Raw genomic sequence first — 24,095 nt, forward strand, 5'->3', positions numbered from 1 at the left:
CTTAACCAACCGCTCCTTCCATCTGAAGCTCGATCAGCCGGTTCAGTTCCAGCGCGTACTCCATGGGCAGCTCGCGCGCGATGGGCTCGACGAACCCGCGCACGATCATGGCCATGGCCTCGTCCTCGTCCATGCCCCGGCTCATCAGGTAGAAGAGCTGGTCCTCGCTGACCTTGGAGACGGTCGCCTCGTGCGCGAGCTCGGCGTCGTCCTCGCGCAGGTCGTTGTAGGGGTAGGTGTCGGAACGGCTGATGGTGTCGATCAGCAGCGCGTCGCACTTGACCGAGGACTTGGCGTGGTCGGCGCCCTCCTGCACCTGCACCAGACCCCGGTAGGAGGCGCGGCCCCCGCCGCGTGCCACCGACTTGGAGATGATGGTGGAGGAGGTGTTGGGCGCGCAGTGCACCATCTTGGACCCGGTGTCCTGGTGCTGGCCCTCGCCCGCGAAGGCGATCGACAGGGTCTCGCCCTTGGCGTGCTCGCCCATCAGGTAGACGGCCGGGTACTTCATGGTGACCTGGGAGCCGATGTTGCCGTCGATCCACTCCATGGTCGCGCCCTCTTCGGCCACGGCGCGCTTGGTGACCAGGTTGAAGACGTTGTTGGACCAGTTCTGGATGGTCGTGTAACGGCAGCGGGCGTTCTTCTTGACGATGATCTCCACGACCGCGGAGTGCAGCGAGTCCGACTTGTAGATCGGCGCGGTGCAGCCCTCGACGTAGTGGACGTAGGCGCCCTCGTCGACGATGATCAGCGTCCGCTCGAACTGGCCCATGTTCTCGGTGTTGATCCGGAAGTAGGCCTGGAGCGGGATCTCCACGTGCACGTTCTTGGGCACGTAGATGAACGACCCGCCGCTCCACACGGCGGTGTTGAGCGCGGCGAACTTGTTGTCGCCGGCCGGGATCACGGAGCCGAAGTACTCCTCGAAGATCTCCGGGTGCTCCTTGAGGGCGGTGTCGGTGTCCAGGAAGATGACACCCTGCTCCTCCAGGTCCTCGCGGATCTGGTGGTAGACGACCTCGGACTCGTACTGCGCGGCGACACCGGCGACCAGGCGCTGCTTCTCCGCCTCGGGGATGCCCAGCCTGTCGTAGGTGTTCTTGATGTCCTCGGGCAGGTCCTCCCAGGAGGTGGCCTGCTTCTCCGTGGACCGCACGAAGTACTTGATGTTGTCGAAGTCGATCTTGGACAGGTCCGCGCCCCAGTTGGGCATGGGCTTCTTGTCGAAGAGCCGCAGGGACTTGAGGCGGAGCTTGGTCATCCACTCCGGCTCGTCCTTCTTGGCGGAGATGTCGCGGACGACCTCTTCGTTCAGACCGCGGCGGGCCGAGGCCCCGGCCGCGTCGGAGTCGGCCCAGCCGTACTCGTATGTTCCGATCCCCTCGAGCTCGGGATGCGCGATAGACGTCATGCGCGGACTCCTCCTGGACTCAGACGTCCTTGTGGTGAACTGAGCCGTCCGCCGCCTGGCGGATGGCCTTGGACGCGGGGGTGCCGTCCTCCCCGCTCTCCGCGTCGCCCCGGGGGGTGACGTGGGTGGTGCACACACCGTCGCCGTGGGCGATGGTGGCCAGCCTGCGCACCGGGGTGCCCAGCAGCCGCGCGAAGGCCTCGATCTCGGCCTCACAGAGTTGCGGGAACTCGGCGGCCACGTGCGCGACGGGGCAGTGGTGCTGGCACAACTGGTCGCCGCCGCCGGGTGCGGGCGCCTGGCCCGCGGTGGCGGCGTAGCCGTCGTTGGAGAGGGCCTCGGCCAGCAGCCGGACGCGTTGCTCGGCGGGAACCGCGTCCAGCAGGGGCCTGTAGCGCCGCTCCAGGTCGGCGACCTGACTGCGGGCGAACTCGCCGACGGCTCCGGGACCGGCCGTGTCGGCCAGGAAGCGGAGCGCGCTGGTGGCGAGGTCGTCGTAGGCGTGGACGAAGGCGTCGCGTCCGGCCTCGGTGATGGCGAAGACGCGCGCCGGGCGGCCCCGGCGGCGTCGCCCGCCGTGGGGCCGGGCGTCGCGGGCCTCGACCATGCCCTCGCTGGTCAGGTTGTCGAGGTGGCGGCGGATGGCCGCCGGGGTGAGCCCGAGCCGCTCCCCCAGCGCGGAGGCGGTGATCGGGCCCTTCTCCAGGATGAGCCGCGCGACCCGTGCGCGGGTGCCGGTCTCGGCCCCGCGCTCCGTTCCAGCGAGGGGACGGGACACACTGGACGTCTCGGACACGGTCTTCCCCTCCCTCTCTGACGCGGCTCCTGGTTTTGACAACATCAGTGTGGCGTAAATAAGTCCGCCGAGGCAAACCCGACCCCATGGACTTGATCACCAAGGACAGGCTTGCCTAACAGGGGGTTCACGCACCGGCAACCCAGTGGACACGAACGGGAACGGGCCCGAGATCCTTCCCGACGACCATATGCCGAGACCGCCGTATCGGGATGCGGACAGGAGTGTTCGGCGCGCCGCCGGTCCCCGGGCGCCCCGGCCGGGGCGGTGAAGCCCTCCGCCGGGCCGCACGTAGACTCAGGCCCCATGGACACAGCCGCGGTCGAGGTCGTCGACCTGGTCAAGCGCTACGGCGCCACCACCGCAGTCACCGGCCTCACCTTCAGCGCGCGCCGGGGCGCGGTGACGGCGCTGCTCGGTCCCAACGGAGCGGGCAAGACCAGCACCATCGAGATCTGCGAGGGCTTCCGCCGCGCCGACGGCGGGCGGGTGCGGGTGCTGGGCCTGGACCCCGTGGCCGACTCCGGCGCCCTCAAACCCCGTGTCGGGGTGATGCCCCAGTCCGGGGGCGTGCCCACCGGCGCCCGCGCCGCCGAGTGGCTGCGGCTGATGGCCTCCTTCCACGCCCGGCCGATCGAGCCCCGCCTGCTGCTGGAGCGGCTGGGCCTGACCTCGGTGGCCGCGACGCCCTTCCGCCGCCTGTCCGGCGGCCAGCAGCAGCGCCTGTCCCTGGCCTGCGCCGTGGTCGGCCGCCCCGAACTGGTCTTCCTGGACGAGCCGACCGCGGGCCTGGACCCGCAGGCGCGCATGGCCACCTGGGACCTGGTGGCGGCCCTGCGCGAGGCGGGTGTGGCGGTGATCCTGACCACGCACTACATGGAGGAGGCCGAGCGGCTGGCCGACCACGTGGTCATCATCGACCGCGGCGCCGTGGTCGCCGAGGGCACCCCCGCCGAGCTGACCGGGGAGCGCCGCGAGGTCTGCTTCTCCGCGGAGGCCCCGCTGGACACGGCCCTGCTGGAGGCCGCCCTGCCCGAGGGCAGCCGGGTGGAGGCCCACGGCCCCGCCGACGGCCGCCGCGAGTACGCGGTCGTCCCCGGCGGCGCGGGGGCTCCCGGCCCGGAGTTCCTGGCCACGGTCACCGCCTGGTGCGCCTCGGCCGGAGTCCTGGCCGAGGACCTGCGCGTGCGGCGGCGTACCCTCGAAGACGTCTTCCTCGAACTCACCGGCAGGGAACTGCGCGACTGATGCACGAGCACACCTCCACCGCCTCCGCACGGGCGGCCGCCGACGCTCCCGCCCACGGAGGCGGCGACGCCTCGCTGTTCACCCCCGCGCCCGGGGCCGCGCCGATGTGGCGGATGGTCGCCGCGCAGGCCGGGATGGAGCTGCGGGTCATGCTGCGCCACGGCGAGCAGTTCCTGCTCACCATGGTGATCCCCGTGCTGCTGCTGGTGGGCTTCAGCCTCACCTCGGTGCTGGACGTGGGCGAGGGGGCGCGGGTGGACGCGCTCACGCCCGGCGTGCTGGCGCTGGCGGTGATGTCCACGTCGTTCACGGGCCTGGCCATCGGCACCGGCTTCGAACGCCGCTACGGGGTGCTCAAGCGGCTGGGGGCGACCCCGCTGTCGCGCTTCGGCCTGCTGGCCGCCAAGACCCTGGCCGTTCTGGGCGTGCAGGCGATCCAGACGGTGGTGCTGTGCGCGGTGGCGCTGGCGCTGGGCTGGTCGCCCGCGGCGAGCCCGGCGGGCGTGCTGGCGGCCGTGGCCCTGGTGCTGCTGGCCACCGCCGCGTTCAGCTCGCTGGCCCTGCTGATGGCGGGCACGCTGCGGGCCGAGGCGACCCTGGCCGGGGCCAACCTGGTGTACGTGCTGCTGCTGGGCCTGGGCGGGGTGCTCTTCCCGGTCAGCAGCTTCCCCGGCCCCCTGGAGCAGGCGGCGTCGGCGCTGCCGATCACCGCGCTCAGCTCGGGGCTGCGGACGGTCCTGGCCGACGGCTCCCTGCCCGGCCCGGGCGCGTTCGCGGTGCTGGCCGTGTGGGCGCTGGTCTGCGGCGTGCTGGCCAGCCGCCTCTTCCGCTGGGAGTAGCCCGGGCCCCGGGCCGGGTCAGCTCAGGGGCAGCAGGCGCCACTGCTGGTGGGCGTGGCCGCCGTCGGGCGCCTGGGCGACCCTGGTGCCGTTGTCGGGGGCGCCGCCCTGCGCCTCCAGCGCCTGGCCGGTGGCCCGGTTGACCAGGCGGACCACACCCGGCCCCACCTCGACGAGCGACCAGTGCTGGTTGGGCGAGCCGGTGCGGGTGAGCAGCGCCGCGCCGGGCTGCGCGGCCGGGTCGGCGGGGATCTCCAGGAGCTTGCCGCTGCCCACGCCCTCGATCTCGTAGAAGCCCCCGTCCACGGGGATGAAGCGCCACTGCTGGTTGGTCTGGTCGTGGCGGTCCCACAGGTGGACGGGCGCGCCGTTGGCGGTGGACGTGCCCGCGACGTCCATGACGCGGCCGCCGTGGACGCTCTGGACCGCGTAGACGAGCGCGGGGTCCAGGCCTGCCGGGTGGACGACCTCCTCCTCCGACGGCTCCTCGCTGGGCTCCTCGGCCTCGGGGGCGCCGGGCGGCTGGACCAGGATGCCCGAGGCCGTGGTCATCTCCGGCTCCTCGGGCCGGTCCCCGCCGGACACGAGCAGGCCCCCGGTGTAGCCGCCGACGAGGGCCACCAGCAGCAGCGCCAGGGCTCCGGCCAGGAGCGGCCAGTGGGGGACGTACCGTTCGTGGTCGCGGGGGGAACGGGCGCGGCGTCGGGACATTGAGGACACTCCAGCGGGGTGCGGGCGGGGGCCGCGTCGTTCCACGGCCCGGACCATTTCACACCACTTCGCCGGTTTGATGCACGTTCGCCCTTCAGTGGTGGGGACTCGATAGGGTCCGGGCATGGAAGCGCTCGGAGTCCCCTGGTTCATCGCGGTCCGCTACCTCGGCCCGCCGTTGCTCCTGCTCTCCGCGGGCGGCGCGCTGACGCTGTGGCGGCGGCCCGCCCGGCCCGGACTGGTGTGGGCCGCGCTGCTGGTGAACCTGCTCGCGGCGGCGCTGCCGTTCCTGTGGATCGGGGTGCAGCTCCTGACCGGCCGGGCGGACCAGACGGTGCACGGGCTGGTCATGACGCTGGCGCAGCCCGCGGTGGCCACGGCGGCCTGGGGACTGCTGCTGGCCGCGGTCGTGGCCCGGCCCCGAGGGCCGGACCCCGCCGGATCCGCCCGGGCCGCGAGGGACCGGGACCGGGCGGACCGGGCCCGGACGCGGACCGGGGACGGCGGGGAGACGGAGAGGACCCCCGAAAACGTAGGATGACTTGCCATGAGCACTCCGTCCCGGCCCCAGGCAGCGTTCTCCCCGCTCCGAGCCGTGGAGGCGGTGCCCCCGGTCTGGCTGGTGACGGTCGGCATCGTCTCGGTGCAGACCGGCGCCGGGGTGGCCAAGAACCTCTTCGACGTGCTGCCCCCGGCCGCGGTCGTGTGGCTGCGGCTGCTGACCTCGGCGGTGCTCCTGGTCCTGGTGGCGCGGCCGGTGCTCAGGGCGCGCTCGCGCGGGGACTGGTGGGTGGTGATCGGCTACGGCGTCGCGCTGGCGATGATGAACTTCCTCATCTACCAGGCCTTCGCGCGCATCCCGCTGGGGATCGCGGTCACCATCGAGTACCTGGGGCCGCTGGCCATCGCGATCCTGGGGTCGCGCCGCCGGATCGACCTGGTGTGGGCGGGCCTGGCCGGGCTGGGCGTGGTCGCGCTGGGGCTGGAGGCGGGCTCGATGGACCCGCTGGGCATCCTGTTCGCCGTGCTGGCGGCGGTGGCCTGGGCGGGCTACATCCTGCTCAGCGCGTCGACGGGCCAGCGGTTCAGCGGCGCGTCCGGCCTGGCGATCGCCAGCGTGGTCGGCGTGGTCGTCATGGCACCGATCGGGGTGTACGAGGGGGGTGCGGCCCTGCTCGACTGGCGCCTGCTGCTGTTCGGCCTGGTGGTCGGCGTGCTGTCCTCGGTGGTGCCCTACACGCTGGAGCTGACCGCGCTCCGCCGGATGCCGCCGCGCGTGTTCGGGGTGCTGATGAGCCTCCAGCCCGCCGCCGCGGCGCTGGTGGGCCTGGTGGTGCTGGGCGAGCTGCTGACCGTGTGGCAGTGGTTCGCGGTGGCCTGCGTGATCGTGGCCAGCGCGGGTTCCACGCGCACCTCGGCCCGCGACGCCGGGGACCGCGGCCCCGAGGCCGACGGCGCGTCCGCCCGGTCGTCCCGGGAGGGCCCTGGAGAGCGGTAGGCGGGCCCGGTCCGCGGCCGCCGTGTCCGCGGCTCGCCCGTCGGGGCGGCCAGTCCGGGAAGACGGGGACAGGAGTTTTGCTACTCAGTGTTTCCGAATGGACACAAATGGTTATCTGTCCTGGTGGGTCGGCCAAACGGCACGATCACACGCAGTCGAAGGGAAAGCCATGCGCACCAGCGCCAAGATGATGATGACCGCCCTGTTCACCGCCGGCCTGCTCGGCATGGGGTTCGGGACCGCCTCCGCGGGCGAGAACGACACCGACGTCTACCAGGCGTGCGTGCAGGAACAGGGCTTCCTCGGCCTGATCAACCTGGACCTGGACCTGCTCAACCAGTGCATCTCCAACCACGTCGGCTAGGAACGCGCTGACCGGTCGAGGGCGGCGGGCCCTCCCGAACGAACCGACGAGCCCCCGGAACGGGTCCGATCGGGCGGTACGGACCCCGCCGTCGCGGAGGGGGCGTCCACACGCGGGCGCCCCCTCCCCCTGTGTCGGACGACGGCGTCGGCGCAGGTGGGAGACTGCGCGGGGGGCGGACACCGGCCCCCGCGACGATGTACTACAGTCTGTCGTATGTCTGATTCCCCGGCCTCCGCGGTGCTGGCCGCGAACTCGGTCCCCCCGCTCGCGGCGGAGGACATCTCCCTTCTCGGATTCCCCCTGTGGGGCTGGCAGATCGCCGTCGCGACCGCCGGAGTGCTCGCTCTGGTACTGCTCGCGCGCACGATCTGGACGCCCACGCAGCGGTCGCTGCGGGCCTGGGCGCTGGGCAACATCGTCGTCAACGCGGGGATCGCCGTCACCGGCGCCACCGTGCGCGTCACCTCCTCGGGCCTGGGCTGCTCGGAGTGGCCCAAGTGCACGCCGGAGAGCTTCGTGCCCATCGACACCGGGCACGCCGCGCTCAACGCCGCCATCGAGTTCGGCAACCGGACGCTCACCTTCGTCGTGCTCGCGGTCGCCGTCATCACCTTCGTCGCGGTCATGCGGATGAGCCCGCGCCGCCCCGACCTGGTCCGGCTGGCCGTCATCGTGCCGTTCGGCGTCCTGGGCCAGGGCGTGGTCGGCGGCATCACCGTGTGGACCGACCTGCACCCCGCCTCGGTGGCGGCGCACTTCCTGCTGTCCATGGTGATGGTCTTCATCACGGTCGCCCTGTACGTGCGCTGTCAGGAGCCCGAGGGCAAGCCCCAGGTGTCCGTGGGACCCATGCTGCACGCCCTGAGCATCGGCCTGGTCGTGGTCGGCTTCGTCCTGCTGGTCGCCGGGACCATCGTCACCGGCACCGGCCCGCACGGCGGCGACGCCGCGGCCCCCCGGTGGGGGTTCGACCTGGCGGCGGTCACCCGCCTGCACTCCGCGCTGGCCTGGCTCACCACGGCCGGGGCCGTGCTGGCCACCGTCATCGCCTTCCGCGGCGGCGCCCGGCGGCCGGTCCGCGTGAGCAGCGTGTTCCTGCTGGTCACCGTCGTCCTCCAGGGCGTCGTGGGCTACACCCAGTACGCCCTGGAACTGCCCGAGGCCCTGGTGGTCCTGCACGTCCTGGGCTCGGCCCTGACCTGGGTCGCGATCTGCCGCCTGTACTTCTCCACCACGCGCCTGGTCCCGCCGGGCCAGGAGCTCAGCGAGGACCCTGCTGACCGTGACGGGGAACGTAGTCCTGTTGCGCCCGCGCCTGGGCGATGACGTGCGCGAAGTCGGCCCGGCGCAGGAAGCCGGAGTCGGTGGGGCTCTCCGCCCAGCCCGGGGCGACCGGCTGGGGCATCCGCCCCAGGAAGGTGTCCCGGGCCACGTGCATCAGCGCCAGGAACGAGTCCCGGTGGACCTTCCAGTCGGGCGCGGGGAGCCCGGCGTCCAGCCTGCGGTGCAGCAGCGCGAGCTCGGTGGCGGCGAGCTGGTACTCGCGCATCGCCTCGCGGCCCCTGCGGCCGGCGTTGCGCGCCGCCCACTCCCGGGCCCGGCGGCGCCCCTGCAGTGAGCTGAGCATGGCGATGTCGGCCGGGCTGACCAGGCCGGTGGAGACGTAGGGCGGCAGGTACCGGGCGATCGCGCCGATCTGCCGGTGGCGGTCGCGGGCGGCCAGCGCCAGGATCGCCATGAGCACGCCGAAGAGCACCATGTAGGCGACGGCCAGTCCGGACCAGCCGAAGTAGGTGGACCCGTTCCACATGCCGTGCAGCAGCACCGCCGCGGCCCACCCGGCGACGGGGGCCAGCAGGCGCAGGGCTCCGGAGCGCATGGCGGCGTAGGCCACGCCGATGCCGATCATCGCGGTGTAGACCGGGTGCCCGAACGGGGCGATCAGCCCCCGGATGGCGAAGGTGGCCACCAGGGTGCCGTCGAAGAACGCGCTGAGGAAGTACAGGATGTTCTCGGTGAAGGCGAAGCCGGTGGCGACCATCCCCGCGTAGATCACCCCGTCGGTGAAGGTGTCCAGCTCGTGGCGGCGCCGCCAGAGCAGGATCAGCAGCACCACGCCCTTGGCGCTCTCCTCCACCAGCGGCGCCACCGCCGACGTGCCCAGGAAGTCGCCCAGGTCTCGGCCGAACAGCGGCACCGTGACGTGGGCCAGGCCCCAGCTGTTGAGCAGCAGGGATACCACCACGGCCACGCCCGCGCCCCAGGCGAAGGCGAAGAACAGCACCCATCCGGGCTCGGGCTCGATCCGGTCCAGCATGAGGATGAGCGGCACGAGGATGCACACGGGGATGACCGCGGCGACGAGGCTGACGGCGAAGCCGAGCCCTCCGTCGATCCCGGCGGCCGCTCCCCCGGCCAGGGCGAGCAGCCACAGGTAGACCAGCATCCCGATCATGCAGACCACGCTGACGGTGGTGCCCAGGATGAGGGTCATCGAGTAGCGCGAGCGTCGGCCCTGGAGGATGGCCTTGCTGTCGAGACGGGGCATGGGCACCGATCGTAGCGGGAACCGGGCCGACCACGGCTTTCGCCCCCGGCCGACCGCGGGGAGGGGCGCACGGGCCCCGACCGGCGGCGGCCCGGACGCCCGTGGGCGGCACCCGCGCTGGGGTGCCGCCCACGGAAGGCCGGCGGCCTCAGCCCAGGACGCCCGCGATCAGGGGGTCGACGGTGACCGCCACGAACAGCAGCGCCAGGTAGGCGTTGGACAGGTGGAAGAAGCCCATCGTCTTGAGCTGCGCGCCGGTCACGCCCGCGCGGGAGCGGTTGAGCAGGCGGTGCGCCTGGACGATCAGCAGCGCGCCCAGGGCGACGGCGACCGCGCCGTAGAACCAGGTGGTGCCCGCCACCGGCCAGAACAGCACCGACACGACCGCGGTGGCCCAGCTGTAGAGCACGCACTCCAGCAGCACCCGGCGGTCGGTGGCGACCACGGGCAGCATCGGCACCTTGGCCTGCGCGTAGTCCTCCTTGTAGCGCATGGCCAGCGTCCAGGTGTGCGGCGGCGTCCAGAAGAACACCACCAGGAACAGCACGAACGGGGCCCAGTCCAGGCTGTTGGTCACCGCGGCCCAGCCGATGAGCACCGGCATGCACCCGGCGATGCCGCCCCACACCACGTTCTGCGCGGTGCGCCGCTTGAGCAGCAGCGTGTACACGAAGATGTAGAACAGGATCGCGAAGACCGACAGCACGGCCGAGAGCACGTTCACCAGGAGGGCGAACCCGACGGTGGAGCCGACGGCCAGCACCAGGCCGTAGACGAGGGCTCCGCGCGGGGTGACCAGGTCCATCGCGCCGGGGCGCTGGCGGGTGCGACGCATCTCACGGTCGATGTCGCGGTCGATGTAGCAGTTCATCGCGTTCGCGCTGGCCGCCGACATGGTGCCGAACACCAGGGTGGCGACCGCGGTCCACAGCGGCGGCACTCCCCCGGCCGCGACGAACATCACCGGGATGGTGGTGATGAGCAGCAGCTCGATGACGCGGGGCTTGGAAAGGGCGACGTAGGCGCGGACGTGGGCGCCCAGCGAGGCCCCGCCGGGGGCCTGGGGCTGGTCGCCGTGCGGGTTCGTCCGCGGGGCGCGGTTGGTGAGGGCCATCAGTACCCGGTCCTCACGGCCGGACGGTTCTCTCGCGTCCCCCCGGGGGCCACCGGCTCGGTTTCAGACACGCGGATACCTCGACAACTCTAGGGGTTTCGACACTGCTCGCCACGCGGGGGCCGGCGGACCGACAAAGCGTCTGGATCGGCGGAAACCCCGTCAACGACATACTGTAGTACTTCCTCGCGCGCGCCTGAGACCAGCCCCCTCACAAGGAAAACCGCTGGTCCTCGGGCCCGGATGCGCGCGGTGGTCCGCCGGGTGTACTGAAGGGTCGCACAGGCTCCGACGCGCTTCCAGCCCGCCACGCACCGCCCGCGGCCCCCGCCACGCGGCCCGGCCGCCGGTGGCCGCGCCGCCCGGGAGGCGGTTCCCACACCCCTACCAGCCGGTAATCAGAGGTGTCGGGCAACGACATCCCGGGTAGCGGACGATAGGCTCGATCGTGGCCGAATCCGTCGTGGTCTCCAGCCCGCGGCGACCGTCGCCCGGGGACGCCGCGTCCGCGCCCTGAACAGCAGCGGGTGCGCGTTCCCGCCGTACTCGGCCCCGCCCGCACGGCGGGCCGCCCCGGTTCCGGCGGCGGTTCGAGAACGAACGCAACCGACACACCCCGCGCTCCGGCCGCCGGGCGCGGGGGGTGCCCGAGAAGGAGAACGAAAGTCCGTGAACGCCCACACCCCGCAAACCCTGGAGTGGTCGGACCTCGACCTCCGCGCCGTCAACACGGTCCGGGCCCTGGCGATGGACGCGGTCGAGAAGTCGGGTAACGGACACCCCGGCACCGCGATGAGCCTGGCGCCAGCCGCCTACCTGCTCTTCCAGAAGATCATGCGCCACGACCCCTCGGACCCGGAGTGGACGGGCCGGGACCGCTTCGTGCTGTCGATCGGCCACTCCAGCCTCACCCTGTACATCCAGCTCTACCTGGCCGGATACGGGCTCGAACTGGACGACCTCAAGAGCCTGCGCCAGTGGGGCAGCCGCACGCCCGGCCACCCCGAGTTCAGCCACACGCCGGGGGTGGAGACCACCACCGGTCCGCTGGGCCAGGGCGTGGGCAACGCGGTCGGCATGGCCATGGCCGCCCGCCGCGAGCGCGGCCTGTTCAACCCCGAGGCCGGTCCGGGCGCCAGCCCCTTCGACCACCACATCTACGCGTTCTGCTCGGACGGCGACGTCCAGGAGGGCGTGAGCCACGAGGCCAGCGCCCTGGCCGGGACCCAGCAGCTGGGCAACCTCATCATGATCTGGGACGACAACCGGATCTCCATCGAGGACGACACCCGCATCGCGCACTCCGAGGACGTGGCCGAGCGCTACCGCGCCTACGGCTGGCACGTGGAGGAGGTCGACTGGAGCGCGACCGGCGAGTACGTCGAGGACGTCGAGGCCCTGTACCAGGCGATCGTGCGCGGCAAGGCCGAGACCGAGCGCCCGACCTTCATCCGCCTGCGCACCGTCATCGGGTGGCCCGCGCCCAACAAGCAGAACACCGGCGCCATCCACGGCGCGGCCATCGGCGCCGACGAGATCTCCGCCACCAAGGCGATCCTCGGCCTGCCCGACGAGCCCTTCGGCGTCGAGGACGCGGTGATCGAGCACACCCGCCGCGCCGTGGACCGGGGCCGCGAGGCCCGCGCCGCCTGGGAGGTGGAGTTCAGGGCCTGGCACGACAGCGCCGGGGAGCACGCCGAACTGTTCGACCGCCTGGTCGAGAAGAGGCTGCCCGAGGGCTGGAAGAAGGCCCTGCCGACCTTCGAGGCCAGCGAGAAGGGCGTGGCCACCCGCAAGGCCAGCGGCGAGGTGCTCTCGGCCCTGGCGCCGCTGCTGCCCGAGCTGTGGGGCGGCTCGGCCGACCTGGCCGGGTCCAACAACACCACGCCCAAGGGCGAGCCGTCCTTCCTGCCATTCGACCGCGCCAGCGAGATGTTCCCGGGCAGCCCCTACGGGCGCGTGCTGCACTTCGGCGTGCGCGAGCACGGCATGGGCTCCATCCTCAACGGCATGGCCCTGCACGGCCCGACCCGGCCCTACGGCGGCACCTTCCTCGTCTTCAGCGACTACATGCGCCCCGCGGTCCGGCTGGCCGCCATCATGCAGCTGCCGGTCACCTACGTGTGGACGCACGACTCCATCGGCCTGGGCGAGGACGGCCCCACCCACCAGCCGGTCGAGCACCTGTGGGCGCTGCGCGCCATCTACGGCCTGGACGTGATCCGCCCAGCCGACGCCAACGAGACCGCCGTGGTGTGGCGCGAGGTCGTCGAGCGGGGCGACCGCCCGTCCGCGCTGGCGCTGACCCGCCAGAACCTGCCCGTCCTGGACCGCGAGGAGTACGCCTCGGCCGAGGGCGCGGCCAAGGGCGGCTACGTGCTGGCCGAGGCCGACGGGGACGCCCCCGAGGTGATCATCATGGCCACCGGCAGCGAGGTGCAGATCGCCCTGGACGCCCGCAAGGCGCTCCAGGAGGCCGGCACGCCCACCCGCGTGGTGTCCATGACGTGCGTGGAGTGGTTCGAGCGCCAGAGCGGGGAGTACCGCGAGCAGGTGCTGCCCTCCTCCGTGCGCGCCCGCGTGTCGGTGGAGGCCGGGATCGCCCTGGGCTGGCGCGAGTACGTCGGCGACGCCGGCGAGTCGGTGAGCCTGGAGCACTACGGCGCCTCCGCCCCGTACCAGGTCCTGTACGAGAAGTTCGGCTTCACGACCGAGGCGGTCGTCGAGGCGGCCCGCAAGAGCATCGCCAAGGCCGGCAGCTGACCCCGGCGGGCCCCGCCGGAGGATCCCGGCGGGGCCCGCCCTCCTCTGACGTGTGTGACCGGGGGCGGTGCTCCGTCCCCAGGAAGGCGGAAGAACCCATGAGCAACGCACTCCGCGACCTGTCCCAGGCGGGCGTGGCCGTCTGGATCGACGACATCAGCCGTGAGCGGCTGCGCTCGGGCAACCTGTCCGAGCTGATGTCGACCCGCCACGTGGTCGGCGTCACCTCCAACCCCACCATCTTCGACAAGGCGCTCGCCGAGGGCGACGCCTACGACCAGCAGGTCCACGAGCTGGCCGTGCGGGGCGTGTCGGTGGAGGAGGCGGTGCGCATGATCACCACCTACGACATCCGCTGGGCCGCGGACACCCTGCGCCCGGTCTACGACTCCACCGACCGCGTGGACGGGCGCGTCTCCCTGGAGGTGGACCCGCGCCTGGCCAACGACACCGAGCGCACGGCCGCCGAGGCCAAGGCGCTGTGGTGGATGGTGGACCGGCCCAACCTGATGGTCAAGATCCCGGCCACGGCCGCGGGCCTGCCCGCGATCACGCGGGTGCTGGGCGAGGGCATCAGCGTCAACGTCACGCTGATCTTCTCCCTGGAGCGCTACCGCCAGGTGATGGACGCCTTCCTGGAGGGCATGGAGCTGGCCCGCGCCAACGGCCACGACCTGTCCCGCATCCAGTCGGTGGCCTCGTTCTTCGTCAGCCGCGTGGACACCGAGGTGGACAAGCGCCTGAAGGAGATCGGCACCGACGAGGCGCTGTCCCTGCTGGGCCGCGCCGCCCTGGCCAACGCCCGCCTGGCCTACGAGGCCCACCAGGAGGTCTTCTCCTCCCCCGAGTGGAAGGCCCTGGAGGAGCACGGCGCCACGCCGCAGCGGCCGCTGTGGGCCTCCACCGGCGTGAAGGACCCCTCCTACGAGGACACCCTCTACGTCGCGCAGCTGGTGGCGCGCGACACCGTCAACACGATGCCGGAGGCCACGCTGGAGGCCACCGCCGACCACGGCGAGATCACCGGCAACACCGTGCTGGGCACCTACGAGCAGGCCCGCGCCGACTTCGCGGCGCTGGAGAACGCCGGGGTCAACCTGACCGACGTGTTCGCCGTGCTGGAGGACGAGGGCGTGGACAAGTTCGTCAAGTCCTGGGAGAGCCTGCTGAGCGCGCTCTCGGCCAAGCTCGACAAGCTGTCCTGAGCCGCGCGGCCGTCCCGGCGACGGGACGGCCGCGCCTTTCGCGCCCGTCCCCACCCGCCTGCCCCCGGCGGGGGCGGCGCCCAGCGTCCCACCGGCCACTCTCGACAGGAAGACGGGAACTTGAAAGAACCGGTGATGCCGGGAGCGGTACCCAACCCGCTCCGCAACGCCCTGGACCGCAGACTGCCCCGTATCGCCGGACCCAGCGTGCTGGTGCTCTTCGGCGTCACGGGCGACCTGGCCCGCAAGAAGCTCCTGCCGGCCATCTACGACCTGGCCAACCGGGGGCTGCTGCCGCCGGGCTTCGGCCTGGTGGGGTTCGCCCGCCGGGACTGGGAGGACCAGGACTTCGCCGACGAGGCCTACCAGGCGGTGCGCGAGCACGCGCGCACCCCGTTCCGCGAGGACGTGTGGCGCCAGCTCAGCGAGGGCGTCCGGTTCGTCCAGGGCGAGCTGAACGACGACGACGCGTTCGACCGCCTGGCCGACTGCGTGCGCACCCTGGACTCCGAGCGCGGCACCGGCGGCAACTACGCGTTCTACCTGTCGCTGCCGCCCAAGCTGTTCCCCACCGTGGTCAAGCAGCTCAAGCGGAGCGGCCTGGCCGAACCCGAGGAGGACCAGGTCTCCGAGGGCGGGGTCCGCCCGTGGCGGCGGGTGGTGATCGAGAAGCCCTTCGGCCACGACCTGGAGAGCGCCCGGGACCTCAACGCGGTGGTGGACGACGTGTTCCCGCCCTCGTCGGTGTTCCGCATCGACCACTACCTGGGCAAGGAGACGGTCCAGAACATCCTGGCCCTGCGCTTCGCCAACACCCTCTTCGAGCCGCTGTGGAACCGCAGCTACGTGGACCACGTGCAGATCACCATGGCCGAGGACATCGGCGTGGGCGGCCGGGCGGGCTACTACGACGGGATCGGCGCGGCCCGCGACGTCATCCAGAACCACCTCCTCCAGCTGCTGGCCCTGGTAGCGATGGAGGAGCCCATCTCCTACAGCGCGGACGCGCTGCGCGCGGAGAAGGAGAAGGTGCTGGCGTCGGTGTCGCTGCCAGAGGACCTGTCCACGGGCACCGCGCGCGGCCAGTACGCGGCGGGCTGGCAGGGCGGCGCGGCGGTGCGCGGCTACCTGGAGGAGGAGGGCATCCCCTCCGACTCGGTGACCGAGACCTACGCGGCGCTGAAGCTGTCGGTGGACACCCGGCGCTGGTCGGGCGTGCCCTTCTACCTGCGCACCGGCAAGCGGCTGGGCCGCAGGGTGACGGAGGTCGCGCTGGTGTTCCAGGCCGCTCCGCAGCAGCTGTTCCCGCGCACCGACGTCAGCGAGGTGGGGCAGAACGCCCTGGTGCTGCGCATCCAGCCGGACGAGGGCGTGACGCTGCGCTTCGGCTCCAAGGTGCCCGGGGCCAGCATGGAGGTCCGCGACGTGAGCATGGACTTCGCCTACGGGCAGTCCTTCACCGAGGCCAGCCCCGAGGCCTACGAGCGGCTCATCCTGGACGTGCTCATCGGCGACCCGCCGCTGTTCCCGCGCCAGGAGGAGGTCGAGCTGTCCTGGCGGATCCTGGACCCGGTCGAGGAGTACTGGGCCAAGGCGGGCCAGCCGGAGCAGTACGGCTCGGGCACCTGGGGCCCGGAGTCGGCCGAGCAGCTGCTCTCCAGGGACGGACGCCAGTGGCGGCGCCCGTGACCAGCCACGACCCCGCCGGGAGGAACCGATGACGCTCTACCTGCCGCGCACCACGACCTCGAAGATCGCCGAGGCGCTCATGGCCGAGCGGCTCAGCGTGGGCGGCGGTGCCATGAACATGGTCCTGACCCTGGTCATCGTCACCGACGAGGCCGACCACTACGACGCGGTGCGCGCCGCGACCGAGGCGGGCCGCGAGCACCCCTCGCGCGTGGTGGCGCTGGTGCGGCGCGACCCCGACGCCGAACCGGCCATCGACGCCGAGATCCGCCGCCCCGGCACCTCGGGCCCCGGCGAGGCGGTGCTGCTGCGGCTGTACGGTCCGCTGGGCGAGCACGCGGACTCGGTGGTCACCCCGCTGCTGGTGCCCGAGGCGCCGGTGGTGGTGTGGTGGCCGGGCGTGGGCCCGGCCGACCCGGCGGCCGACCCCGTCGGCCGCCTGGCCCAGCGCCGGATCACCGACGCGCTGCGCGCACCGGACCCGGTGAGCGACCTGCTGGAGCGGGTGTCCCACTACAGCCCGGGCGACACCGACCTGACCTGGACCCGGCTGACGCCGTGGCGCTCGCTGCTGGCCAGCGCCATGGACCAGCCCTGCGGGTGGGTGACCTCGGCCAGTGTGACGGCCGAGTCGCACTACCCGAGCGCCGAACTGCTGGCCGCGTGGCTGTCGGACCGGCTGGACGTGCCGGTGGCCCGCGAGACCTCGCACGGCCCCGGCCTGACCGAGGTCCGCCTGACCACCGACCAGGGGGACATCACGCTCTCCCGGGTGGACGGCCGGGTGGCCACGCTGTCGCGGTTCGGCCAGCCCGACCAGACGGTGGCCCTGTCGCGGCGCGCCGCCTCCGGGGCCTTGGCCGAGGAGCTGCGCCGTCTGGACCCCGACGAGATCTACGAGAGCGCGGCCCGGCACCTGGAGCCGCTGCTCTCCGGAAGCGGAGCACGAGGATGAGCGAACCGGAGATCGTCCGCCACTCCGACGCGGGGGCGCTGGCCGACAGCGTCGCGTTGAAGCTGGTGAACATGATCGTCCAGGCCGAGGCGGACAAGCGCGACTTCCACCTGGTGCTGACCGGCGGCGGGATCGGCATCCGCACCCTGGAGGCGGTGCGCGACCACGCCCTGGAGGCCGGGATCAGCTGGTCGCACGTGCACCTGTGGTGGGGTGACGAGCGCTTCCTGCCGGACAAGGACCCCGAGCGCAACGAGACCCAGGCGTGCGCGGCGCTGATCGACGCGGTTCCGGTGCCCGCGCACAACGTGCACCCGATGCCCGCCTCCGACGGGATGGACGGCGACCACGTCGAGCACGCCGCCACCCGCTACGGCCGGGAGCTGGCGGTGGCCGCGCGGGCCCGGGGGCCGGTACCCGTGTTCGACGTGTGCCTGCTGGGCGTGGGCCCGGACGCGCACGTGGCCTCGCTCTTCCCGGGTCTGCCGGGGGTGCGCGAGGACGAGGCGTCGGTGGCCGCGGTGCACGACTCGCCCAAGCCCCCGCCGCAGCGGATCACCCTGACGCTGCCGTCGATCCGCACGGCACGAGAGGTGTGGGTGCTGGCCTCGGGCGAGGGCAAGGCCGGGGCCGTGCGGCTGGGCCTGGCCGGGGGCAGCGTGGACGAGGCCCCCGTGGCCGGTGCGCGCGGCGCGGAGCGGACCGTGTTCTGGGTGGACGAGGCGGCGGCCGCCGAGCTCTGACCGGGACGGACGGGCGTACGGGCCCCGGGGGACGCGTCGTCCCCCGGGGCCCTCGCGTGTTCTCGGGTGCGCGGCGGGGTCGCGGACGGGGCGCGGGCCGGGCCCGGGTCCGCGCGCCTCAGTCCGGGGGGCCGGGGCAGGTGAGCCCGGGTTCGGGGACCCGGCCGGTGAGCAGGTAGGCGTCCACCGCCTCGTCCACGCACGGGCTGCGGCCCGTGCCGTAGACGGTGTGTCCGGCCCCCTCGTAGGTGACCAGGGTGGCGGTCTCCATCCGTTCGGCCAGGTCCTCGGCCCAGGCGTAGGGGGTGGCGGGGTCGCCGACGGCGCCCACGACCACGATCGGGGGCGCGTCCGGGGCGGTCGCCGCGGGGGCCTCTTCCGTCTCGGGCCAGTATGCGCAGGGCAGGTGGTCCCACACCGGGTCGGGGCCGAAGAGCGGGGCGCGGTCGGCCGCCTCGGCGGCGGCGTCGCGGTAGGCCTCCACGGTCACCGGGTCGGCGCGGTCGGCGCAGTTCACGGCGGTGAACACCGCGCCGGGGTCCTGGTGCTCCGTTCCCGGTACGGCCTCGCCGGAGCCCGCCCGCGCGTACGCGCCGAAGGTGCGGTCGTAGAGCCGCCCGAGGTGGAGTCCGGTCCCCTCGGCGTCGTCCCAGGCGAGGGCGGTGAACACGTCGGCGAGCAGGTCCCAGCCGTCCTCGCGGTACAGCTCCATGACGACCATGGCCGTCAGTGTGCGCCCGTCCACCGGGATCCCCTCGGCCTCGGCGGGGACGCGGTCGAGGCCGCGCAGGAGCGCGGCCGCCCGGACGTCGGCCTCGCTGAGGGCTCCGGAACCGCCGGAGCCGGGCGCGCGGTCCGCTCCGGCGAACGGGCAGGCCGCGTCGCGGGCGCAGTGGGCCACGAACGCGTTCCAGGTGTTCTGGAGGGCGGCGACCTGCTCGACGGCGGCCCGCGCGTTGGAGGTGCCCGGCGCCGCGGCGCCGTCCAGGACCGCCGCCCGGACGCGGTCGGGGTACAGGTGGGCGTAGAGGGCGCCGAGGTGGGCGCCGTAGGAGCGGCCGACGAAGTTGAGCCGTTCCTCGCCCAGGGCGTCGCGGACGATGTCGAGGTCGCGGGCGACGTGGACGGTGCCGAGGCGGGCCAGGAACTCCTCCCCCACTGTCCGCGCGCAGTCCTGGGCGTACCTGCGGGCGGCGTCCTCCATGGGTTGGAGTTCGGCGGCGCCCAGGTCTCCGGGGTCGGTCCCGGCCACGTCCTGGCGCGCCTCGACCAGGGCGTACCGGTCCCCGCAGGCGAAGCCGCCGCTGTCCCCGACGCCGCGCGGGTCGAAGGAGACGATGTCGAAGGCGGCGCGGACGTCGTCGCCGAACAGGGGCGAGTCCAGGGCCCGGACCCCGGAGGCGCCGGGGCCGCCCGGGTTGACGACCAGGGAGCCCAGGCGCTCCTGCGGCGGGCCGCTGGCGGGCGCGCGGACCAGGGCGATGTCGAGGGTCCCGCCGCCGGGCTCGTCGTGGTCCAGGGGGACCGTGACCGTGCCGCACTCCAGGCTCTCCAGCCACTCCGCTTCGGTGTCGCGGTCGGCGGGGCCGGTGGCGCGTGCGGTGGGCGCGGTTCGCCGCTCGGAGGGTTCGGTGGTCCGCCCGCTCTCGTGGCAGGGCCGCCAGGCGACGTCCTGGCCGGGGAAGGGGTCGTGGGCGGCAGGAGAGCAGGCCGCGGCCAGCACCACCGCCATGAGCCCACCGAGCCCGGGGGCACCCACCCCGCACCGCACCGCCGACTCCGTTCCCGCGTCCCGGTCCGCCTGCCCTCCCATCCTGCCCGGCGAGGGTGCGCGCAACCTCCGGTACGGGTCCGCCGACGTGCAAAAAGACGGTCAGGACGAGTGGCCGGGACGGTGTCCGGGGCGGGTCAGAGCAGGCTGACGTCGGTGTCGAGCAGCGCGGGCAGGGCGTCGGGGGAGGCGACCGCCACGAGGGGGCGCAGGGGGTCGCCGAAGGCGATCCGCCCGGGCCCGCCGTGCGGTGACGGGTCGGCGTGGGTGATCCAGTCCACGAGTTCGACCGCGCGGCTGACGTCGCCTCCCGGCCGGGTCAGGGCGACCACCGTTCCGGCCACGTCGCAGCGGGTGCCGAGGTGGGCGGTGGCGGCGAACACGCTCTGCGCCCACGCGCCCCGGCCCACCTCGCGCGCCTGCCCGCCGGGGCCGCGTCGCCGCAGCCAGCCGGGCGCGGTCAGGCCCACCGCGCGGTCGTCGAAGGTGAGCACCAGGCTGGGCCGCTCCTGGGCGGTCAGGCACTCCTCGGGGTCGGTGAGGGAGGCGTCCATCCACACCCGGACCGGGCCGCTGGCCGCGCGCACGAGGGCGGCGCGGGCGGCGTCGAGCAGGACGGTGTCCACCTGGGTGCGGGCCGCCCGGCAGGCGTTCCCGGTCAGGGAGCCGTCCCCGTCCTCCGCGCCGGGCAGCGGCGTGTACCCGGGCAGGACCAGGTGCCAGTCGACGCTGGCGCGGCCCCGCAGTGGCAGTTCGCCGTGGGTCAGGCAGACCACGGTCCGCCTGCGCGCCAGCTGGTAGGCGGCGCAGGCGCCCGTGCGGCGGGCGGCCAGGGCCAGTCCCAGGCTCATCGCCTTGGTTCCGGTCGTGATGTCGGCGACGACCGGGGGCGGCGGGTCGGCCCGCTGTTCGCGGACGATCCAGTCCTGGGCGACGGCGGCGACCGCGTCGGCGTCGGAACCGTCCACGGGGTCGGAGGTGAAGCGGACCCGGTCGCGGTACCCGGCCTCCCTGAGCAGGGCGGCGTCTGCGGGCGGGGCCCCGGGGTGCTCGACGGCGTGCAGGGTCCGGGCGGCGGAGTCGCGCATCCGGTCGCGCACGCTCTGCCTGGAGGGCAGGACCAGGGTGCGGGCGGGGCGGTGGGCGTGCACCGCGGTGAGGGTGCCCAGGCGGCTGCCGCCCAGGGAGGTGACCAGGACGGGTCCGTCCTTCGGCCCGGGGTGGGACCCGGGCGGCGGGGGCCCGGGGGCCTCCGGCGGCGCGGGGCGGCGGCCGGGGCCCGGGGCTCGGTTCGGACCGGCTCCCGGCGTCGGGCCGGTTCCCCGGTCCGGGTCGGACGCGCGGACCGGCCTCGGGGCCGCGTCCGTGTCGGAGGAGGCCAGCCCCGGGAAGAACGCGCCGCGGATGTCCTCGAACGACGTCAGCCGGGACAGCAGGTCCTCCAGGCTCCACACGTGCACGCTGCGGGCGGCCAGGGCGGGGTTGTAGGCGGTGACGCGTTCGCGCAGCCCGGGGACCGCGGGCCCGGAGTGGACGAACAGCACCTGGACAGCGGTGCCGAAGACCCGGCGGGCCTTGGCCACCGTCCACCCGGCCCGGGCGACGACGTCCTCGGGGCGGGTCTTGGCCTCCACGCACAGCACGCGGTGGCGGTGGCGCAGGACGGCGTCGAAGTCGGCGACCGAACCCCCGGGGTGGCGGGGGTCGGCGACCTGGCGGGCCCCGACGACCTCGGTGTCGGACCGGCGGCGCGTGTGGCGCAGCAGGTGGGACAGGACCCGGCCCTCGGCGACGACGCCGCGCCGCACGGCCGGGGACAAGTCGGGGAAGCGCGCCTGGAGGGCCTGGCGTCCGCCCTGGACGAAGAGGCGCACGGGTTCGGGGTCGCGGTCCTCCAGCCAGTGGGCGCCGTGGATCGCGGCGAGGGTGCGCAGGTCGACGCCGTCGCTGACCAGCGGGCGCCCCGGGTGGGAGCCGTCGGCGGTGCGCAGCCGGTCGTTGACCGCGTCCAGGTAGTGGCGCCAGCGGCGGGAGCCGGGGTGCCGGTCCGTCGGCAGGACCCGCTCGTGCAGCAGGGCCGCGGCCACGCTCATCACCTTGGTGCCGCCGGTGTAGTCCAGGTACCAGGGCTGGCCGCCGTTGGCGCGGTGCAGGGCGGCCAGGGTGTCGGTGACCGGGCCGAAGTCGTGCGGGTCGGGCCCCACGCTCACCACGCTCACCGACTCGGGGCGGGCCAGGCGCTCCACGGCGGCGGCGACGCGCCGGGCCAGCGGCCGGGTCCCGTCGCTGGCGACCAGGGCCAGGTGGTCGGCGCGCAGGGTGAGCGAGGACAGCAGCGCGGGGGTGGGGTTCTGTCCGACGAGCACGACGGCGGCACGGGGGCTGTCCACGGCGTCCTGTTTTCCGGAAGGGGGCGTCGGACGACCACGCTATGCGGTGGGACTCCGTTTCTCCAGCGCCCGGGGCCGGCGGCGCCGCTTCGCGCCGGTCGCGGGTCAGGGGCCCTCGCGTCACACCGGTGACGCTCCTAGGCGCCCACCGCCTCCTCGGGCACCGCCCCCGTGTCCCGTGGACGGGGGCCGAGCCGCACCGGGGCGCCGCTGACGACGAAGGACCGGCAGGCGGTGACCACGCCGCTGCCGTCGCGCACGAGGTCGGAGGGGACCAGAAGGTCGCGGCGTTCGGGGTGCGCGGAGACGACCACGGAGGAGACGATGAACCACACGCCCTCCTGCGGTTCGGGGAGGTCGGCCCGGGTGCGCTCCTCGGCCATCAGCGGGACCCCGGCGACCTCCAGGCCCACGGGGACGCGGACCGCCTCCACCCGGGCCGGTCGGGCGCACCTGGGCCAGCGCCGGATGACGCGCGACCTCTCGTCCACGACTGTCACCACATGCGGCGTCAGGTTGACCACCCGCATCCGGCGACCTCCGTTCCTCTCGCTTCCCCGTCGGCCGGACTGACCGCCGGGTCCGGCGGCGCCGCGCCCTCACCGCAGTCTCTCGGACACAGCGCGGACCCTCCGGAGAAGGCTCCGGACCGAAAAACCCGTGAATACTGAGCCCATTGTTACTGGTATCCATTTTGTACACGTTTATAGGAATTCACACTGCTTGGCACAGGGGTCCGACAATTGACATTTCCCTCTCGGCGGGCCTAATTTGGTAGGTGACCTCCCGTTGACGCGGGGGTGTCACCTGAGGTCTCGCGTTCTCTCACGCGCTTTCCCGGAGGGCTGGGGAAGCGTCCCGGCCCCGGACCACCGGGGAGAAGAGTTCGTGAGCACGCACCACTGCTCCGCCTGGGAGTTGTTCGGCTCCGCCGCCTTCCTGCGCGCCTTCACGCGCGTCCTGGGGTGCGGGCCGTGCTCCGCGGACGGAACCGCGCAGGGCTGCTCGGGTCACTCCGAACAGTTCGGCGACTATGTCGACCTGTGCGCCGAGCACTGCCCGTGCCCGGTGCACGGAGGCGACCCCGAGGGCGTCGTCGCCGTGCGCATGCGCCGCGCCGTGCCCGACGGCACCGCCGTCGACCGCACCGCCGCGCACCGGCTGCGCGACGCCCTGGACGACGTGCGCCGCGACCGCTCCTACAAGAACCTGCGCCGCGTATACCCGCAGGCCTCCTCCGACGGCCGGGTGCGCTGCGCGTTCTCCGAGCGCCCGCGCCGCTGGGCGCAGCGCCGCGACGTGGCCCGGGTCGCCGCGGACGTGGTCGACCAGGAGGCGTTGGCCATGCTGGTGCTCACCGCGGGCTGGGGCAACCCCGCCGCCGACCTGCCCGAGGACGTGCACCCGGGCGAGGCGGTCTCCTTCACCGAGGACGGCAGCGCCGTGCCCGTCGCCGACCTGCGCGGACGCGCGCTGACCGCGTCCGGGGAACCGCCCATGGTCTCCACCGGCACCGGCGACTACCTGCTGCGCAAGCTGGCCGAACTGGCCTCCGGGCGCGACGCGGACGCGGGACGCACCCCCGACCAGCGGCGCCGCCTGCTGCTGCGCGGCCTGCTGCCCGGCATGAGCGGCGAGGACGTCGCCCGCAGGCTCACCGGCGTGCTGGGCCGGATGGCGGTGGACATGCCCCTCCACTTCCGGCTGGTGCAGCGGGCGCGGGGGCGGGCGCGCAGCGCGCCCTACTCCCCCGTCCCCGACGCCCCCGAACCCGAGGGGGACGCCTCGTGCCGCCGCGAGGTGCTGGACGCGTCGGAGCGCGCCTGGCTGGAGCGCACCGCCCGGGAGCTGACGGCGCGGGCCCAGGAGGCACGGGAGGAGTTCGAGGCCGACCCCCCGGGCGCGCTCGACGCCCTGCTGTGCGCGCTGCTGGAGCAGGAGCCCGCCCCGGCGCTGTGGTCGGGGGCCCAGGAGGACCCCGACCTGCGCGCGGACCTGCTGGAGGCGCTGGCCGACGCCGTCGACGGACGCCCGTGAGGGGACG

The 24,095-nt window shown here is 73.6% G+C and carries 20 protein-coding genes; 12 read left to right on the top strand and 8 right to left on the bottom strand.

Annotated elements, in window-relative coordinates:
* Position 1: 1 nt before the first annotated feature.
* Together sufB and PV789_RS19540 are read right to left on the bottom strand one after the other, a co-directional pair.
* Entirely contained in the window at positions 2–1,414 is a 1,413-nt protein-coding gene (sufB, locus tag PV789_RS19535) for a Fe-S cluster assembly protein SufB (RefSeq protein WP_013153980.1), read from the bottom strand.
* Between the two features lie 19 nt (positions 1,415–1,433).
* Positions 1,434–2,210: a helix-turn-helix transcriptional regulator gene (locus PV789_RS19540; protein WP_274973976.1), complete on the bottom strand. Its 777-nt coding sequence runs from the start codon at positions 2,208–2,210 to the stop codon at positions 1,434–1,436.
* Positions 2,211–2,516: 306 nt separating this feature from the next.
* On the opposite strand from PV789_RS19540, the gene PV789_RS19545 reads away from it, so the two are divergent.
* Positions 2,517–3,458: an ABC transporter ATP-binding protein gene (locus PV789_RS19545; protein ID WP_274973977.1), complete on the top strand. Its 942-nt coding sequence runs from the start codon at positions 2,517–2,519 to the stop codon at positions 3,456–3,458.
* The gene (locus PV789_RS19550; RefSeq protein WP_274973978.1) at positions 3,458–4,297 is read left to right on the top strand and encodes an ABC transporter permease; all 840 of its coding nucleotides are present in this window, start codon (positions 3,458–3,460) and stop codon (positions 4,295–4,297) included. Before PV789_RS19545 ends, PV789_RS19550 begins: the two co-directional genes overlap by 1 nt.
* An 18-nt stretch (positions 4,298–4,315) precedes the next feature.
* Here PV789_RS19550 and PV789_RS19555 read toward each other — a convergent pair whose 3' ends face one another.
* Entirely contained in the window at positions 4,316–5,008 is a 693-nt protein-coding gene (locus tag PV789_RS19555) for an RICIN domain-containing protein (protein WP_274973979.1), read from the bottom strand.
* 124 nt (positions 5,009–5,132) lie between these two features.
* Between PV789_RS19555 and PV789_RS19560 the strand changes: the two genes are divergently transcribed.
* From PV789_RS19560 to PV789_RS19575, 4 genes are all read left to right on the top strand, one after another.
* Entirely contained in the window at positions 5,133–5,549 is a 417-nt protein-coding gene (locus PV789_RS19560; RefSeq protein ID WP_274973980.1) for a hypothetical protein, read from the top strand.
* Between the two features lie 6 nt (positions 5,550–5,555).
* Positions 5,556–6,506, top strand: a complete 951-nt coding sequence (locus PV789_RS19565; RefSeq protein ID WP_274973981.1) for an EamA family transporter — start codon at positions 5,556–5,558, stop codon at positions 6,504–6,506.
* Positions 6,507–6,675: 169 nt separating this feature from the next.
* Positions 6,676–6,870, top strand: coding sequence for a hypothetical protein (locus PV789_RS19570; protein ID WP_274973982.1), 195 nt, complete (start codon positions 6,676–6,678; stop codon positions 6,868–6,870).
* A gap of 216 nt (positions 6,871–7,086) precedes the next feature.
* Positions 7,087–8,199 carry a COX15/CtaA family protein gene (locus PV789_RS19575; protein ID WP_274973983.1) on the top strand — a complete coding sequence of 371 codons (1,113 nt, stop codon included), beginning with the start codon at positions 7,087–7,089 and terminating at the stop codon, positions 8,197–8,199.
* Here PV789_RS19575 and PV789_RS19580 read toward each other — a convergent pair.
* Both PV789_RS19580 and PV789_RS19585 read right to left on the bottom strand, forming a co-directional pair.
* On the bottom strand, positions 8,135–9,421 hold the full coding sequence (locus tag PV789_RS19580; RefSeq protein ID WP_274973984.1) for a PrsW family intramembrane metalloprotease: 1,287 nt from the start codon (positions 9,419–9,421) through the stop codon (positions 8,135–8,137). The genes PV789_RS19575 and PV789_RS19580 overlap by 65 nt on opposite strands.
* Positions 9,422–9,569: 148 nt before the next feature.
* Entirely contained in the window at positions 9,570–10,535 is a 966-nt protein-coding gene (locus tag PV789_RS19585; protein ID WP_274973985.1) for a heme o synthase, read from the bottom strand.
* A gap of 669 nt (positions 10,536–11,204) precedes the next feature.
* On the opposite strand from PV789_RS19585, the gene tkt reads away from it, so the two are divergent.
* The 5 genes from tkt (at position 11,205) to pgl (ending at position 17,890) form a co-directional block, all read left to right on the top strand.
* Positions 11,205–13,298, top strand: a complete 2,094-nt coding sequence (tkt, locus tag PV789_RS19590; protein ID WP_274973986.1) for a transketolase — start codon at positions 11,205–11,207, stop codon at positions 13,296–13,298.
* Positions 13,299–13,396: 98 nt separating this feature from the next.
* Positions 13,397–14,503, top strand: a complete 1,107-nt coding sequence (gene tal, locus PV789_RS19595; protein ID WP_274973987.1) for a transaldolase — start codon at positions 13,397–13,399, stop codon at positions 14,501–14,503.
* 135 nt (positions 14,504–14,638) lie between these two features.
* A complete protein-coding gene (zwf, locus tag PV789_RS19600; RefSeq protein WP_274973988.1) occupies positions 14,639–16,192 on the top strand; it encodes a glucose-6-phosphate dehydrogenase in 1,554 nt (517 codons plus the stop codon).
* 28 nt (positions 16,193–16,220) lie between these two features.
* A complete protein-coding gene (locus PV789_RS19605; protein WP_274973989.1) occupies positions 16,221–17,147 on the top strand; it encodes a glucose-6-phosphate dehydrogenase assembly protein OpcA in 927 nt (308 codons plus the stop codon).
* Positions 17,144–17,890, top strand: a complete 747-nt coding sequence (gene pgl, locus PV789_RS19610) for a 6-phosphogluconolactonase (RefSeq protein ID WP_274973990.1) — start codon at positions 17,144–17,146, stop codon at positions 17,888–17,890. Before PV789_RS19605 ends, pgl begins: the two co-directional genes overlap by 4 nt.
* Before the next feature lie 118 nt (positions 17,891–18,008).
* Here the strand turns inward: pgl and PV789_RS19615 are convergent, their stop codons facing one another.
* The 3 genes from PV789_RS19615 to PV789_RS19625 all read right to left on the bottom strand — a co-directional run bounded on the left by PV789_RS19615 (position 18,009) and on the right by PV789_RS19625 (position 22,581).
* A complete protein-coding gene (locus PV789_RS19615) occupies positions 18,009–19,622 on the bottom strand; it encodes an alpha/beta hydrolase (RefSeq protein ID WP_274973991.1) in 1,614 nt (537 codons plus the stop codon).
* Between the two features lie 176 nt (positions 19,623–19,798).
* Positions 19,799–22,051: a PDDEXK family nuclease gene (locus PV789_RS19620; RefSeq protein ID WP_274973992.1), complete on the bottom strand. Its 2,253-nt coding sequence runs from the start codon at positions 22,049–22,051 to the stop codon at positions 19,799–19,801.
* A 137-nt stretch (positions 22,052–22,188) separates the two neighbouring features.
* A complete protein-coding gene (locus PV789_RS19625) occupies positions 22,189–22,581 on the bottom strand; it encodes a hypothetical protein (protein WP_274973993.1) in 393 nt (130 codons plus the stop codon).
* A gap of 358 nt (positions 22,582–22,939) precedes the next feature.
* On the opposite strand from PV789_RS19625, the gene PV789_RS19630 reads away from it, so the two are divergent.
* A complete protein-coding gene (locus PV789_RS19630) occupies positions 22,940–24,088 on the top strand; it encodes a hypothetical protein (RefSeq protein ID WP_274973994.1) in 1,149 nt (382 codons plus the stop codon).
* Positions 24,089–24,095 lie beyond the last annotated feature (7 nt).

The sequence above is a fragment of the Nocardiopsis camelliae genome (genome assembly GCF_028993595.1).
Taxonomy (GTDB): Bacteria; Actinomycetota; Actinomycetes; order Streptosporangiales; family Streptosporangiaceae; genus Nocardiopsis; species Nocardiopsis dassonvillei.